Raw genomic sequence first — 15,664 nt, 5'->3', positions numbered from 1 at the left:
CGTTTCTCCCTCGGAGGCTCAGTCGGCGAAGAGCAGGCCGCCGTCGAGTCCGACGCGCAGGTACTCCGCCAGGCGCAGGCGCAGGTTGCTCTCGCGCTGCTGGGCCATCTGTTCGTGGTGGACGCCCATTTCGGCGCCGTCTTCGGCGCCGGTGCGGATCTCGATCGCCGAGCGCCGGGCCAGTTGGCAGTAGGACGGGTCGCCGTAGCGCAGCGAATCGAAGAGCGGCACGACGCGGCTGGCGTCCGCTGCTGTCGCCGGCTGGCAGCGGTAGCGGCGCGGCACGATCGAATCGAGCGGCAGGTAGGAGAAGCGCAGGCAGCCCTCCTGCCGCCGCTCGGACCAGACCGGCGCCGGCCAGGGCGGGGCAGCGCCGCCCGCAAGGCTGGCGCGGGCGTGGAAGATGCAGTTCGAGGCCGCCCCGATCATCGCGCTGTGGACGCGGCCGACCAGCGTGCAGTCGGTCGCCTGCAGTGCGCCGCCCGCCGCGTTGCCGTCGACCGCCGCGAAGGCCACCGAGGCCGGATCCCCGGCGTCGACGATGCAGTGGCTCAGGCTCACCTGGCACTCGGCGGCGATGCGCAGCGCGCCGACCACGCAATGGTCGAGCTCGACCCGCGTGCCCTTCGTCTCGACGATCAGGCTGGGCGCGCCGGGCTGGGCGGCGCTGCCGTCGTTCTTCAGCGTCGACCCCGGCACCAGCGTGCAGTGCACCAGCCGCAGCGTGTTCGGGCCCTGTCCGTTGGCGGTGGCCGCCAGGTGCAGCGCACCGCCGCTGATGACCAGCCCGTTGAGCGTCAGCTCGGAGCCGGCCGCGCCGCTGATCTTCAGTTCGCCCGCCAGCTGCAGGACCGGCCGCGTCTGGTCGGCGGCCCGCAGCTCGACGACCGCGTCGGCCGCCAGCGCGACCGACGGCGTCTCGGCCCAGGTCGCGCTGCTCGGGAACTGCGCCGCGCCCCCCGCGCTGACGGCGCCGAACGCGGCCTGCACGCTGCCGTTCGCGGCCTGGACCTCGACCACCGGTTGGAGGCCGAGCGAGAGCGTCGACAAGCGCTCGTATTCGCCGCCGCCGAGGTCCGCCTCGGTGGCGCGATGGAACCATACCGCCAGCGGCCTGGATGGCGCGGCGGCGAAGGCGATGCGGCCGCGCTGCGGATCGATCAGCACGCTGCCCGCGGCCGGCACGTGCGCCCACTGGGTGCCGGCGGCATCGAGGTCCGACAGATCGGCCGCCAGCAAGGTCGTGCCGGCGGGCAGGCCGGCGATGAAGAGCGACGCGTCCGGTCCGTGGAAGTCCGCCATACCGGAAGCCAGCGCGCGGCGGCTGATGGCCACCGGCAGGTTCGATTCGCGGGCCAGCGGCGCATCGGCTGGCAGCGGCTGCGGGCGGTTGAAGAGCTGCGTGTCGGCGCCGAGCGGATCGAAGAAGAAGCGCAGGTTGTCGCGCGCGAAGGCCGTGGCCTGCGACAAGCCGACGCTGCGCTGGGTCCACAGGTGGATGCCGACGTTCGGCAGGTTCCAGCGGCCGCCGCAGCCGAGCCCGCGCACCTCGACCCCGTGCGCCGCGCCGTCGAAAGGCGAGCCGATCCGTTCGAGCAGGGGCTGGCCGCGCAGGTCGACCGTGCCGCCGGCGCCCGGCCGGACGTGCTTCACGCACTGCGTGGCCGCCAGCCCGAGGAAGTATTCGACGACATGCGCATCCCAGCCCGTGACGTCGCGGGCCAGCCGCTCGAGCACGGTGACGGTGCCCTTGCCGCGCCGCAGGTTGATGGTGTTGGCCACCTCGGCGCGCGGGCTGCTGACGGTGGCGGCCACGCCGTTGAGTTGCCGGTAGCCGATCAGGTCGCCGATGTAGGGCACGACCCAGTCGGCGCAGGTCTCGATGAACTGGTCGTCGTAGAGCTGCGCCAGGTCTTCCTGCAGCACCTGCACCTGTTCCGCCAGCACGTCGAGCAGGCGCGCCAGCGCCCCGCCCTGGTCGGCGTCGCGCAGCCGGTAGATCGCGGGCAGCAGCTGGAGGAGGGCGGCGCCGTCGAGTGTCATGGAGGTGCCTCCGCCCAGGTTGCGACCAGGTCCAGCGGCCTCGGGTCCAGCGTCAGCAATTCGGCCGCCAGGACACTCGCGTCGGAGCCGACCTGGGGCAGCGCCGCATCGATCTGCGCGTTCTCGCGCAGCACGGCCAGGCGCGCCGCCGGCACGAAGAGGGCCGTGTCGGTGCGCCGGAGCGCGCTCACCTGCACCGCCACCACGCCCGGCACGCCCTGCAGCAGCGCGATGACCTCGCTGCGCGCCACCGCCTGTCCGAAGCCGCGGCGCGCGAACGAGAACGCATCGCGCGCCGCCTGCTGCGCGGCGGCCAGCACGGCGTCCATGTCGCGGGCCGGATCGATCATCAGGTTGGCGCTGAAGGTGAAGGCGCCGCGCCGGTAGCTGCTGAGCCTGACCGGCACGTTCGGCTCGGCCGCATCGCCGATCGCCGAGAGCAGGTGGCCGAAGACCGCGCCCCCCGATTCCACGTCGGCACCGTCGATGCCGGCGACCGTGAGGAAGACGCCGCGGGTCTGTCCGAACCAGGTCCAGGTGGCGCGCGCCTTGGCGATGCCGCCGAAGGCGCGGGCGAAGTCCTCGTAGTCCTGCAGCGAGACGATGCGCCCGAGCGTGCTCAGGCCGAGCGCGGCGTTGGCGCGGATGTCGTCCGCGGTCTCGGCGTCGGCGCCGCCGGTGGCGGGCGTGGGGTTGGTGACGCCCTGCACGCCGAGAGGGCGCGTCTGCAGCAGCGTGAGCTGGCCGGCGCCGACATTGCCGACCGCGCCGATGCCCTTGCGGTAGCTGGCCACGATGTTCTCGGTGCCGGTCGGAGGCCGCGCGCCGTGGCTGCCGTCGCCGAAGCCGACGACGGTGCTGCCGTCGTCGTCGAGGCGGGCGACATAGACCCGGTCGCGGGGACCGCTGCCGAAGAAGTCGTGGACCTCGCGCCACTGCACGCCGTTCACGCGCAGTGCCAGGGTCGATGCCACGCCGCTGGGCGTCGCCGCGCTGACATGGGTGAGCGGCGACTGCCGCAAGGTGAAGCGCTGCGACGGCACGGCGGCATTGCCGCTGCCGAGCACCTCGCTCACCGCGCTGCCGTGCGTGGCGGCTGCCACGTTGCCGTTGATCGTGACGGTCTTGCGCACATAGGCCTGGGTCAGCGCGCTGACCAGGGTCAGGCTGGTGCCGCCGTCGGCGCCGATGGCGTGCGCCACCGCCTGGATCTGCACCATCTCGCTCGCCAGGTTGCCGGGCGAATCGGCGAGCTCGCCACTGACGATCAGCCGCTGGCCGGCATGGAGGCCGTCGACCCAGGTGTCGAGGTCGATCTGGCTGTCGGCGGGCAGCGGGTCCTCGTTCGGCAGGCGGGCCAGGGGCAGGGCCTCGCTCTCGGCCTGCAGGGTGGCGCCGCGGTAGCTGCTGAAGCTCGGGTAGGCGATCGACACCGGCCCGCTGTCGCTCTGGCCGACCACCGACAGCCGGAGTTGGGTCACCTTGCCGGTCATCGTGTATCTGGCGATGCCGTGCTCCGCCACGCCGTCGACGTTGGCGACCACCCAGTGGTCGCCCTGGGCATCGCTCCATCTCAGCGCGGCGAAGCTGGGGGCCGCATCGCCGCCCGGCGCGATGCGCGGATAGCTGGCGTCGAGCAGCGGGTCGAGCACGTCGGCGGGCGGTACCCAGTCGCCGCCCGCCACGTACTCGTCCGAATACTGGCCCGAGATGGCGGCCGGCAGGCTGCGCGGGTCGGGTGCGTTGTAGCCGAAGAGCGAAGCTTTCGTACGCAACGCGTAGATGCTCGGTGCGACCGGCGGCGACCAGGCCGCGAGGGTCCGGAACAAGTGCCTGAGCTTGAGCCCGAAGCGCCAGCCGAAGACCTTCAGGTCGTCGGCGCGCGCGACGAAGGGCACATGCGCCGACAGCGCCTGCTGCGTGACGAAGGACCAGTTGCGCGGCGCGGCGAAGGTGGCTGTGATGTGCAGCGGCACGGTGTCGGCCCGCAGCGATTCGAAGGCGATCCGCGGGCGCCGCGGGCGCGGCGGAGGTGGCGCCGGTGCCGGCACCTGGGCCCCCGAGATCGCCGGTCGCAGCGTCACGCGGGTCTGCTGCTCGGCCGCCATCGGCGTCACGCCAGCCACCGTGCGCAGCACCGGGCGGCTGCCCGCGTCGCTGGGTGCGACGACCACGCTGTCGCCGGGCTTGAGCCCCGTCGACACGCCGCTCAACAGGACTTCCGTCGTGTCGGCGTCCACCGTCTGGGCCAGGCTGAGGCTGGGGCGGAACGCATTCCATTCGACCCTGGCCGGGACGGCCTCGAGGGTCTCGAAGGTCTGCGGCAGGCCGCCGGGCAGGGGAATGCTCTGCACCCGCGTGCCCGCCGGAACCTCGACCGCCGTCGGCGCCGCGCCGGGGGCCTGCATCAGCGTGAAGGCGAGCCAGGTGCTCGCGGCCACGCCGGGCTGAGGCACATAGCCGACCAGTTCCGCCAGGCCCGCGAGCGATCGCCGCTCGGTGGCGGTGCGCAGGAAGGATTCGTTGGCGATGCGCTCCTGGTAGAAGCTGAGCACGTCGGCGACGCTGGCCCAGGCGTCGATCAGGCCGAGCGTGAAATCGCCGGGGTCGCGCGTGCGCAGCTCGGGCAGGGTGCCCAGGCGCGCCTGCATGCTCTCCTTGAAGAGCGGCTGCGTTCCGACCCGGTAGCCGATCGCCGACAGGCCGGCGCGGTTGGCCACCGGCGCGGGCGTCTGCGGCGACGTGCCGGCGCAGGCGCCGCAAGCGTCCAGTTCGACGTTCATTTTCCGCCCCTCACCGCGAAGCTGAACACGCCGCGCTCCGGAAAGTCCGGGTTGTTGTCCAGCCGGGCCACCTCGAGCCGCCCGATCGGCAGCACGCCGGCGTCCAGTGCCGCGCGGCCCGGCTCGCCGCGCCGCTGGAAGGTCGTGATCTGCACCGATTCGACGCCATCGATGGCCATCGCCGCCGCATAGAGCGGACTCGAATACACGTCCTGCCCGATCCGGAAGTTGTCGGGGTGGAAGAGCCCGAGCCGCCCGTCCGGCCGCACGCGGCTGTTGAAGACTTCCGACAGGGCCTGCGCGACCTCGGCGCGGAAGTAGTCGGGCCGCACGCGGACCTCCATCGCGATGTCGAGCGGCACGGCGATCGGGGCCTCGATCTCCAGGTCGTGTCCGGCCATGCGCAGGCTGTCGAGCGACTGCGCGAGCCGGGCCTGCGACTCCGCATCCAGTGCGCCGCCGCCGAAGGGGTCGACGGTGACGAAGACGCTGCGCCAGCTGCCGGTCCAGCGCATCGTGGCGGCCGCGCTCTGCACGCCGGGCAGCTGCGCGGCCAGGCGGGCGTAGTCGTCGGTCGTGACCGCGCGCTGCTGCGTGCGCAGCGCATACGGCGCGTTGGCGCGCACCGAGGCGATGCTCTCCGGCTCGCTGCCGCCGCTCGCCGGCAGCGGCTGGCGAACGCCGACGATGGCCGGGTCGTCGGTCACGATGCGCACCAGCGTGCCGGCGCCGACATTGCCGGCGCTGCCGGTGCCGACGCGGTAGCTCGCGCTGAAGGTCGTGCCGGACGCGGGACGGCGGCCGTGGCTGCCGTCGCCGAAGCGAAGCCACGCCACGCCCGCGTCGTCGGGCTCGACGACGAAGTGCGGATCGTCGGCATGGCTGCCGAGCAGGTCCTGCTGCGCGAACCAGTCGACCGACAGGCCTTCGAGCTGGCCGGCGAGCTGAATCGCCGGCGCGGCGCGTGCTGCATCGGGCTGCTGCAGCGCCGCGGCCGAGGCGGCGAGATCGGTGGGATCGAAGGGCACGGCCCAGGTGAGCGGCGACCGCGCCAGCCGCGGCCTGAAGCGCGGCGGCACCGGCTCGCGACGGGCGGCGCTGCACATCGCGCCGCTCGCCGCCGGCGCGCGGAACAGAGTCGGCGCGGGCACCTCGCCGATGGCCTCGGCCGCCGCGAGACGCTGGCCATGGTCGGCCATCACGATGTTGCCGCGGGCGACGCTGATGTCGCTCACGTCGCTCTCCGTGTTGTCCTTCGCGATGCGGGCCGAGAGGCACAGTGGAAAGGCCAGCGCGTCGTCGGCGGCCCATGCGATCTGCGTGACGGGCTGCTTGTACAGCGGGTCCTGCAGCGGCTGGCCCTTGGCATCGTCGACCGAGACGCTGACGAGCCGCACCGCCTGGCGGTGGGTCGGGTCCGCGTCCGCGGCCAGGCCGGTCTCGGGCCCGAGCACTTCCTCGAACACCAGCACGTCGCCCGGCTTCAGGTTCGGGAAGCGGCCGCGCAGGGTTGCCCGCGTCGCGCCCCGGGGCAGCGCGCAGCGCCGGTCGCCCCAGGTGTGGAAGCCGATCTGCTGATGGGCCTGGAACAGCGTCGCGGCCTGGGCTGTCTCGAACACGACAGGAAGACCCGCCAGTGCGGCGACGTAGCTGGCCCTGGCGACCACCGGCGCAGCGCCGGCCTTGCCGCCGAGGACCGGCGTGTGCGCCGGCAGCGCCACGTTGTCGGCCTGCACCTGCACCTGCACCCAGGCGCGGGCGCTGCAGCCTTCCTGCATGAAGTAGTCGACCAGCCGGGCGTGGCGGCGCACCGAGGTCCGCAGCCGTGCCGTGCCCAGGTAGGCCTCGGTCGCCACGGCGTCCTGCTGGTAGCTCAGGTAGTCGCCGACGTAGGCCAGCATCTCGACCAGCGCGACGCCGAGGTCCGCCACGTGGCTCTCCTGCCAGCCGGGCACCTGCGTGGCGAGGCGGTCGAGCATGAGCTGGCGGAAGCCCGCGTAGTCCTTCGCCAGGTAGTTGAGCTCCGGCACCGCGGCCACGGCGGGCGCGCAGGCAGTCGACGACTGGCAATCGAAGGGCGATGGGCAATCCACCTTGAACGAGAACTGCGCCGACGCCAGCACCGGGTCCATGCCAGTCATCGGCAGGCCGCTGCCGTCCGGTTGCACGAGCTGCAGCGTGTAGGTCGAGAAGTCGCCGGGCTGGTCGACGTGCAGCAACAGCACGTTGTTGTCGTAGGTGGGCGGCCGGTCGACCACGATGCCGGTGAAGCGCTCGCCGCCGCTGATGCGCACGTTGGCCGCCGTGATGCCCGCGGGCGCGGGAGCGCGCAGGAAGTGCACGCGCAGGCCCTGCTGGAACTGCGCGCCCACGTCCACGACCTCCACGAAGTCGATGCCGTTGAGCGTGGTCGAGTTCGCGACGTCGATGCGTCGTTGGGCGTCGCAGCAGAGGGTTTGGTCCATGTCAGCGGTCCACCGCGCCTGGGCTGGAGACTTCCGGGGCGCGTGCCGGCCCCATCGTTCCCTGGATCGAAAAGCTGTTCTTCATGCTATCCACCCCCCCGAGTGAACTCGGCAGACATGCGCTGCTGCGTCGCAAGCACCACGTACTGCACAGTCACCGTCACCGTGCTCTCCACGCTCTCCACCTGCACGCCGGTGAACTTGATCAGGTCTCCGAGCCACTGCTGCAGCGCACCCTGCACCAGGAACTGCGTGGCGGTCGCCAGTTCGGGGCTGGTCGGTGAGAAGAGAAGCTGCGCCAGCCCGGTGCCGAAGGTCGGCCGGTTCACGCGCTCGCCCGGCGCCGTGAACAGCACCTGCTCGATCAGGTCTCGGATATGGTCGTCGCCGGCGGCTTGTGCCGTGCGGCCCTGGGCGTCGAATCCGTAGGGATAGGCTAGCTGCATCACGTTCCCCTCGCGCGCACTTGCGAAGGCGCGACCAGCACGCCGGTGCCGTTGGGCACGCACTGGGCCTGGCTGTCCACCAGCAGCACCGGTGCGCCGCCGGCCCTGACGCGGGTCGCCACCGTCGTCCAGGCCGCGCTCACGCAGGGGCTCGGCGCGCCCGAGACATTGAAGGGGCAGGCCGAGACCATGTAGGCCGCGGCTTGCGTCACCACCGCCTGCTTGTTCAGCGTGACGCGCGGGAAGGGCGCGGTCGCCTTCGCCTGCCCCGCGTGCATGCAGGTCACCACCGAGGTCTGGTCGAGCAGGAAGCCGGGCATCAGATCACCTCCAGCGCACCGTCGTTGATCGACACGCCGGTGGCACCGATCGCGATGCTGAACGCGGCCATGGCGAGCTTGATGCCGTCCGAATCGAGCGTGAGCTTGAGCGGCACCGCGACCGCCGGCGGACTGACCTCCAGGATGAAGCCGCCGACGCCGGGCAGGTCGCTCATCTGGAGACTGATGCAATCGGTCTTGAACACCTTCATCTCGGCCACGGCCGGCATCGCCGGCACCTCGCCCGCGCCCCAGAAGCAGCCGCTCCAGATCGGCTGCTCGGGATTGCCGCCCTCGAACTCGACCCAGATGTTGGCGCCCACCGGCGGCACGGCGAAGAAGCCCACGCCCGAGCCGCCGTAGGGTGCGCAGGGCAGGGCCCACGAGAGCGTGCCGTCGCCGAGCACCGCCGCGACGCTGACCTGCACCCGCCCGAGCATCATCGGATCGACGTTGTTCTCGACCTTGCCGCGGTACTTGCCGTAGAACGGAGTCATGTTCGTACCACCGGGACAGTCGATCCCCAGCCCTCGCGCGCCAGCGTGAACGACTGCGAATAGTTTTCCTTGCGGATGCGGTGCCTGACGTTCTTCACGTACCAGAGGCCGTCGTGCAGGTAGCCTGCCCCGCGCACGCCCACCACGCCGCGCGGCTGCAGGATGTCGCCGTAGCGCAGGGCATCGAGCTCGCCGTTGGCGACCACCAGGTCCATCGAGTCCTCGATGAGTGCCTGCGCGCGTCCGTAGGCCTGCATCGCATCGACGCCCGACTCGCGGAACCGGGTGGTGCGCACGTTCGGCTGGTTCACCAGCCAGGCGGGCAGCGCAGCCAGCGGCGGCCGAAGGCTCGCGAACAGCCGCACCGGCAGCGCCTGGTTGGTCAAACGGTCCTGCACCTTGCCGCTCACCTGGGTCGGCCCGAGGCCGTTGCTGTGGACGCTGAAATCGCGGACGTTGGTGTTCGGCCCCATGTTCACCGTGATCGCGCTCTGCGGCAGGCCGGCGCGAACCGGCGGCCCCCAGTAGGCGGTGTTGGTCATCGGCACCGGGCCGGGCACGATGTAGAACACATAGCCGTGGCGCAGCGCCAGGAAGCGCAGGTGCTCGAGGTCGGTGCGCAGCTGCACCGGCACGCGGTCGATCGGCAGCGGCGGATCGATCACCGGCGGCGGGATCAGGTTCGGAACCAGGCCGTACTCGGCATAGCTGCCGATGAGCTTCAGCGCGACCAGCCCGTCGTCGAGGCCGACATGCTCGGCGCTCTTCTCCTCGAGGTCGAGCTTGACGCTCACGTCGTCGCCGGTCAGCGTGATGAACGAGCGCCCGGGCTCGTCGCTGGCGGAGAACTCGCGCTGCGTCACGAAGCCATCCATCAGCACCCGCGGCGTCGCGTTGAAGGTCACGATCAGGATGACCCGGTTCCAGGTCTGCAGCAGCGGACTGGCGAGCAGGGCGTAGTCGAGCAGGTCGGCGGGCCCGGAGCGGCCGACCTGGAAGCGGATCTGGAAGCCCGATCGATCGTCGCCGGTGTGGACCTCCACCTCCTCGAGCGCCTCCATGATGTCCACGGGCGCCGGCAGCGGCACCGAGGGGCCGATCAGCAGGGTCAGGTGGATGCCGAGGAAGTCCATGGCTCAGAACTGGGGCGATGCGATGCGCAGCACGCGGCCGATCGTCGCGGTGAGTTCGAAGGGATCGAGCGCATCGTTGGCGTCGCAGATGCGCCAGTACTGCTCCGGATCGCCGAAGGTGCGCGCCGCGATCAGGTCGAGCCGGTCGCCCTGCGTGACCGTGACGCCCATCACCAGCGGCATCGCGCTGCCCGCCGGCAGGAAGCGGCGCCCGAAGTAGCTTACGGCGCGCCCGCCGGGGTCCGTGTGGGTCAATACCGGAAGGCTGGCATAGCGGCTGGTCGTGGCCATGGTCTACATCCCCGTGCTGACGCCGCCGCTGAACGACAGCGAACCCGACGCCGACGCATTGCCGACCGTGTTGAGCGTGGCCATCGTCTCCTTGGCCACCTGGTGCGCAAGGAACAGCGCATAGCCCGGATGCGTGATCGGCAGGTCGTTGTAGCTCAGCACGCGAAGGCCCAGCTGCACCCTGGCGCGGGTCGGATTGAGGTTGACGTCGTAGGCCTCCTCGGTGATCGAGAAGGTGCTGATGCGAACCGGCAGCACCCGCTGCGGCCCCCAGATGAACAAGGTGAAGGGGGCGGCCGGCGGAATGATCTCGATCGTCCCGACCGCCAGCAGGATCGTGTTGGCGATCACCAGGCTGCTTTTCGGATAGACCAGCATCTCGAGGGCCGAGAGCTGAGGATAGATGCCCGAGCTCACCGCCAGCGGGTTGGCCTGCTCGAGCTGGTCGGTGGCATCGATCTCGACGTCGAGCGAGATGGTCTCGACCGGTGCGCCCTTCAGGCGCAGTGCCTCGCCGCGGTCGCCATCGTCCGAGCGCGTGGTCTGCGCCTCGATCTGGCGCGTCATGGTGTCGGGGTTGTACTGGAAGCTGATGATGCTCGCGAGCGGGTTGAACGGATCGATGCCGACGATCGCGCCCTTCACGAGCCGAGGCGAGCCTGGGAAGCCGCTCATGGCCGGCCTCCGCGCGCCGCGGGCGGCAGCGCCTGGTGCACCGCCGCGGCGATGCGGTGTTCGAGGCGCTGCCCTGCGGCAGGTTCCTGCCGAACGGCCGGCTGGCGTGGAGCCCCGGCGTCGATGCGCTGCGCAAGCGCCTGCGACACCGCCTGCGCCAGCCGCTCGCGATCGACGGCGGCACCGCTGCCCGCGTCGACGACCAGCCGGTCGATGTGCAGCTCGATCTTCATGCGTGTGCTCCCTGAACGGCCGCGGGCCGGAAATCCGCTTCGTGGATCGGCCGTCCGAGCTTGAGGAGCTCGCTGCGCGCGGCCTCGTGGACCAGCGCCATGGTCACGCTGCCGCCGCGGTGGGCGGCGAGGAAGGCGGCGTTCAACGCGATGCTGTGGATGCTCCCGCCGGTGCAGTCGAGTCTTGCGAGCTGCGTCGGGTCGAGCCCTTCGAGCGGCGTGTCGGCGGGAAAGGCGCGCTGCCACATCAGCGCCCGCTCGTGCGGACCGGGGTAGGTGAATGGCACGACGAAGCGCAGCCGCCGCATGAAGGCCGCGTCGAGCGAGCCCTTCAGGTTGGTCGCCAGGATCGCCAGGCCGCGGAAGGCCTCGATGCGCTGCAGCAGGTAGTTGGTCTCGATGTTTGCGTAGCGGTCGTGGCTGTCGCGCACCTCGCTGCGCTTGCCGAACAGCGCGTCGGCCTCGTCGAAGAACAGGATGCCGCCGCCGTCTTCCGCGGCATCGAAGATGCGCTGCAGATTCTTCTCGGTCTCGCCGATGTACTTGCTGATCACCGCCGAGAGGTCGATGCGGTAGAGGTCGAGCGCGAGCGCGTTGGCGATGACTTCGGCCGCCATCGTCTTGCCGCATCCGCTCTCGCCGTGGAACAGCGCGCTGAGCCCCAGGCCGCGGCTCATCTTTCGCTCGAAGCCCCAGTCCCCGTAGACCCGGCGGCGCAGGGCGACCTGGGCCACGATCTGGTGCAGCAGCGACAGCGCCTCCGCGGGGAGCACGATGTCGCTCCATTCGGCCTTGGGCCGGATGCGCTGCGAGAGCATGTCCATCTTCGAATGCGCGCATTGGCGGCAGGCCGTCCAGAGCGCCGAGGCGACGCCGTCATCGCCGCTGTCGCCGTCGTCGCCGGCCGCGCGCCCGGCGCTGCGCACCATCGACGCGATCTGCGGCAGGTTGAAGTTGAACTGGCTCGCCAGCCGCGACGCGAGCGCCTCGCGCGATTCGCCCAGCAGGTCGAGCCAGGCCTGCGTCTGCTCGGTGGCGCTGGGCCTCTCGATCGCCGTCACCAGAAGCCCGTCGCGGCCGCCGGCACCGAGCGCATGGGCGTCCCGCGTGGCGACGAAGGCCAGCGCGTGCAGCCGGTCGAGCAGCCGCCCCAGCACGGCCGCGCTCGCGTCGGACGACTCGCCGGCGGGCACGTCGTGCGCATCGATGTAGAGCGCCAGCGGCATCAGCAGGCATTCGCGTCGCCAGAGCCGGCACCAGGCCTCCAGATCGGCGCTTTGCGCCGGCAGCGCGGACAGCCCGACGCGTTCGAGGCGCAGCCCCAGCCCGGCCGCGACATGGGCAGCCACCAGCTGTTTGCTGGCGACGTCGATCCCGGTCAGCTGCAGCGCCGGGGCGCTGCCTTCGTCGGCGGACCTGTGCACGAAGGCCAGCAGCGCATCCACCGCCGACTGCTGCGAGGGCGGCAGCGCCTGCAGGTCGTCGGTGGCGATCGGCAGCAGCGAAGGCGCGATGCGCTCGTCGGCGCGATTGAGGCCCTTGATGTAGTCGACGATCCGGTCGTCGGCCCGCAGTGCGCTCATCGTCAGCGGCGTCGCGCCGTTGGCGTGCACTTCGACCAGGCGCCAGTAGCGCAGCGGCCGGTCGGGCGACAGGGCCTCCCATGCGGGGTCGTCGAAGAGCACCATCGCGAGCGCGAAGCTCGGCCAGGGCCGGGAGGGTTCGTCGAGCGCCTGTGCGCAGAGCCCGCCGATGCGCGTGTCGAGCGCCGCCGCGGCGCACAGCAGCAGCACGCTGCACTCGAACGTCGACAGACCCAGCCGCTGCGCGAGCACGGCCAGGGTCGGCACCGCCACGAGTTCGTCCGCGTCGACGGCTGCCGCGGGCGCGCTGCGATCGGCCAGCCGCTGCAGCCGATCGCGCAGCCACGCGAGCGCCGCCCCGAGCGCCAGCTCGTTGCTCTGCAGGGGTGTGGCGCCGGCGTTCATGTGAGTGTCACCGTCGGGCCCACGTACTGGTGGAGGGTCGGGCTCCCGGGCGCTTCATCCGTCACCAGGGCACTGCAGGCGCCGTCGACCATCACCCGGGCCAGGTAGCTGCGGGCGACGAAGTTGGCGGGAATGGGAAACGAGACCGTGCTGCTGGTGTCGGGGTCGCCCGGCGCATGCGGCGCCGACGCGACCTGCTCGTCGTCGAGCAGCAGCACGGCGCGCTGCGTGCGGCCGACTGGCGGCGCCACCTGCAGCTGCAGCACCGCGCCGCGCGCGACGCTGATCGGCGATGCGGCGGCGATGCTCGGGCTGAGCATGAAGGCGGCGGCGTTGGACTCGAAGCCGACGCCCGGATGCACCACCGGCGGCGCGCCCAGCGGCACTTCCTGCACCACTCGCACGGTGTTCACGCCGGCCGGGACACCGGGAGGAAGGGTGAAGGACAGCGTCCGATCGGCGACGGTCGACGGCGCCACCCGGAGGCCGGCCACCACCACCTGCGTCGCCGGGGCACCCAGGTTCGCGCCCACCAGCGTCATGGTCGCGCCCGGCACGGCGACCTGCGGCGTGACCTGGTCGATCGAGGGCGTGCGCAGCGGCGCGACGACGATGCTCGCGCTGCGCACCGGGGGCGCGATCTTCGCGGGCCGGGCGCTGTCGATCAGGACCACGGAGGCCTCGTAGGCCGCCGACAGGCGGTACTGCGTCTGGTAGGCCATCCAGAGCTTCGACATCTCCTCGAAGCCGAGCGAGTGCGGCGTGATGCGCACCCGCTCGACCTGGCCCTGCACGTCGGCCGCGCCCAGGGCATCGGCAAGGTCGGCCGGCATCAGCAGCGGGTTGTCGTGCAATGCCAGCATCGCGCGGCCGAGGAGCAGCTGCGCGATCAGCTCGTTGTCGTCCTGCCCGAAGGCCGTGAGCATGTAGTGCAGGTTGAGCGCGAGCGGCGGCTCGCCGCCGGCGGGGCCGCCGTGCGGCGGCAGGCCGTTGCTCAGCGCCGGGTTGGGCACCGTGCTGTAGAGGTACAGGTTGAGCAGGTTGCCGTTGGCCGAGAAGCTGCGCACCTTGTCGAGCGGCAGCGTCGTCACCTGGACCTGGGTGGTGGGCACGGTGTCGGCCGGCAGGTTGGCGGGCAAGGGAGCCTGCAGCGCCTGGTTGACCAATGCGCGCAGCCCGCGCGTCACGCTGGCGATGGCGAGCGCACTGCTCATCGCCCATGTCCTCCGGCACGGCGCTGCAGGTAGTCCTGCAGGCTCATCCGCGGCGCGGCGCGCGCCGGCTTCGCCGAAGGCCGGCGCGGCGACGCTTCGGGAGATCGAAGCTCGAGCCGGCCGATCGTCACCTGCACCACGGCGGACGGATCGGTGGCTGTGGCCGCCGGCTCGCGGCGTTTCGGCGCTGTTGCGGCGGTGGAGGCCGCGGCCGTTGTGCGCGTGTCGATCGAAGGCCGTGCGGCGGCGTCGGTCGGTTCTCGCCACGGCGCGATGCGGCTCGCCATGTCGGTGACCGGCGTGCGGGGCTGCTCGGCTGCGGCGGGCAGCGCAGGCAAGGGCATGGGCGCAGCGTCCGGCCGCGGCGATGCGGTGCGGATGGCGGGCACTGCGGTGGCGACCGCATGGACCGACGCCGGCCGTTCGGCCGACGCCGGAGCAGGTCCTTCGCGTGGCGTCGTTCGAACGCCCTGCGATGCAGGCTTCGGAACTTCCCGCGAAGCATCCTGGACCGATGGCGGGTCGGAGATCTCGCGGATGACCGAAGGCCGGCGCTGTTCCTTCGGGCTTGCATCGACACCTGCACGAGGCGTCCGCATGGACGACGCAAGGCTCTCCTCTCCCCGCTCTTGCGCCACAGGCGCCGGCCGCGCGCGCGCCGGCGGCGCAGGCAAGGCCTCGTCCTCGCTGGCCGATCCGGGCTCCGCCATGGATGCGTTCAGCGGATCCACAGCCTCGAAACGCGACAAGGGACGCGGCCTGATGAGGGGCCGGGGCTCGACGAGTCGTGCGGCGAGACGATCGAGGTAGCCCATCACGACAGCACCAGTGCGAGATAGGCGTCGCGCCGGACGCGGCTCATCGACAGGATGTCCGCCTCGCTCCAGCCGTAGCGCGAGGCCAGCGCATCCACTTCGGCGAGCAGGCGCGGCGCGCGGGCCTCGACCTCGGCCCAGCAGAAGGCGGCGAGATCGATCGGCTCGCCGAGGACCGCATCGCACGCCGGGCAGGCCATCGAGATCATCAGCTCCGCGGCCGGATCGGCGGCTTCCATCCAGGCGGCGGCTTCCTCCAGCAGCGCCGGCGGCAGCGCCTGCGGCGCCATGGCCTCGCCCGTTCGCGTCGTGCAGGCCAGGCAGCGGTCCAGCAACCGGCTGTAGGCATGCCGGACATCGTCTTCGTCGGCGAGCGCGATGCTGTCCGCCACGGTCGGCAGTCTCATCTCGACGCGCAAGTCCCCGGACTCGACAGTTCGCGTCGGCGCGGCCTCGGCCGGCACGGGCAACCCTGCCGCAAGCGCACGCGCGTCGAGTTCGAACTCGAAGGCCTCGCCGCACTGCGGGCAGTCCGCGACGCAGGCGAGGCGGGCGCCGAAGCAATGCGCGTGCAGGTCCAGCAGCCGGCGCTCCCGCTCGCCGAGGCTCAGCCCGGCCAACCGGCCGCTCGCCAGGTCCGGCGCCGCCACCGCGAGCAGCGCGGCGGCACGGCGCGGCAGCGTCTGGCGCCGCATGGTTTCCCACAGGTGGAGCAGGTCGGAGTCGGCCAGGGTGTCCATGGCAAACGCGCGGTGAAGGGC

14 protein-coding genes are annotated in these 15,664 nt (G+C 71.8%); all 14 read right to left on the bottom strand.

What is annotated here, in order from left to right; translation table 11 throughout:
* Positions 1 to 18: 18 nt before the first annotated feature.
* Positions 19 to 2,043, bottom strand: a complete 2,025-nt coding sequence (locus QZH52_RS18500; protein ID WP_301811778.1) for a hypothetical protein — start codon at positions 2,041 to 2,043, stop codon at positions 19 to 21.
* Positions 2,040 to 4,826 carry a putative baseplate assembly protein gene (locus QZH52_RS18495; RefSeq protein WP_301811776.1) on the bottom strand — a complete coding sequence of 929 codons (2,787 nt, stop codon included), beginning with the start codon at positions 4,824 to 4,826 and terminating at the stop codon, positions 2,040 to 2,042. Before QZH52_RS18495 ends, QZH52_RS18500 begins: the two co-directional genes overlap by 4 nt.
* Positions 4,823 to 7,291: a putative baseplate assembly protein gene (locus QZH52_RS18490; protein WP_301811774.1), complete on the bottom strand. Its 2,469-nt coding sequence runs from the start codon at positions 7,289 to 7,291 to the stop codon at positions 4,823 to 4,825. Before QZH52_RS18490 ends, QZH52_RS18495 begins: the two co-directional genes overlap by 4 nt.
* A gap of 86 nt (positions 7,292 to 7,377) precedes the next feature.
* A complete protein-coding gene (locus QZH52_RS18485) occupies positions 7,378 to 7,737 on the bottom strand; it encodes a GPW/gp25 family protein (protein ID WP_286538078.1) in 360 nt (119 codons plus the stop codon).
* Positions 7,737 to 8,057, bottom strand: a complete 321-nt coding sequence (locus QZH52_RS18480) for a hypothetical protein (protein WP_286538080.1) — start codon at positions 8,055 to 8,057, stop codon at positions 7,737 to 7,739. Before QZH52_RS18480 ends, QZH52_RS18485 begins: the two co-directional genes overlap by 1 nt.
* Positions 8,057 to 8,554, bottom strand: coding sequence for a phage baseplate assembly protein V (locus QZH52_RS18475; protein WP_286527253.1), 498 nt, complete (start codon positions 8,552 to 8,554; stop codon positions 8,057 to 8,059). Before QZH52_RS18475 ends, QZH52_RS18480 begins: the two co-directional genes overlap by 1 nt.
* The gene (locus QZH52_RS18470; protein ID WP_301811768.1) at positions 8,551 to 9,687 is read right to left on the bottom strand and encodes a hypothetical protein; all 1,137 of its coding nucleotides are present in this window, start codon (positions 9,685 to 9,687) and stop codon (positions 8,551 to 8,553) included. The genes QZH52_RS18475 and QZH52_RS18470 overlap by 4 nt, the downstream gene beginning before the upstream one ends.
* Positions 9,688 to 9,690: 3 nt before the next feature.
* On the bottom strand, positions 9,691 to 9,978 hold the full coding sequence (locus QZH52_RS18465; RefSeq protein WP_286538082.1) for a LysM peptidoglycan-binding domain-containing protein: 288 nt from the start codon (positions 9,976 to 9,978) through the stop codon (positions 9,691 to 9,693).
* 3 nt (positions 9,979 to 9,981) lie between these two features.
* Entirely contained in the window at positions 9,982 to 10,653 is a 672-nt protein-coding gene (locus QZH52_RS18460) for a hypothetical protein (RefSeq protein WP_286538084.1), read from the bottom strand.
* Complete coding sequence (locus QZH52_RS18455; RefSeq protein ID WP_301811766.1) at positions 10,650 to 10,886, bottom strand: hypothetical protein; 237 nt, start codon at positions 10,884 to 10,886, stop codon at positions 10,650 to 10,652. Before QZH52_RS18455 ends, QZH52_RS18460 begins: the two co-directional genes overlap by 4 nt.
* A complete protein-coding gene (locus QZH52_RS18450; protein WP_301811764.1) occupies positions 10,883 to 12,874 on the bottom strand; it encodes an ATP-binding protein in 1,992 nt (663 codons plus the stop codon). The genes QZH52_RS18455 and QZH52_RS18450 overlap by 4 nt, the downstream gene beginning before the upstream one ends.
* Positions 12,871 to 14,088 (bottom strand): Pvc16 family protein, encoded by a 1,218-nt coding sequence (locus tag QZH52_RS18445; RefSeq protein WP_301811762.1) that lies wholly within the window; start codon positions 14,086 to 14,088, stop codon positions 12,871 to 12,873. Before QZH52_RS18445 ends, QZH52_RS18450 begins: the two co-directional genes overlap by 4 nt.
* Complete coding sequence (locus QZH52_RS18440) at positions 14,085 to 14,903, bottom strand: hypothetical protein (protein WP_301811760.1); 819 nt, start codon at positions 14,901 to 14,903, stop codon at positions 14,085 to 14,087. Before QZH52_RS18440 ends, QZH52_RS18445 begins: the two co-directional genes overlap by 4 nt.
* Positions 14,903 to 15,643: a T4 family baseplate hub assembly chaperone gene (locus QZH52_RS18435; protein ID WP_301811759.1), complete on the bottom strand. Its 741-nt coding sequence runs from the start codon at positions 15,641 to 15,643 to the stop codon at positions 14,903 to 14,905. The genes QZH52_RS18440 and QZH52_RS18435 overlap by 1 nt, the downstream gene beginning before the upstream one ends.
* Positions 15,644 to 15,664 lie beyond the last annotated feature (21 nt).

This window comes from Variovorax ginsengisoli (assembly GCF_030486595.1).
GTDB classification, from domain to species: Bacteria; Pseudomonadota; Gammaproteobacteria; order Burkholderiales; family Burkholderiaceae_C; genus Variovorax; species Variovorax ginsengisoli_B.
The sequence above is the reverse complement of the archived record's forward strand: the minus strand, read 5'-3'. Positions and strand labels throughout refer to the sequence as shown.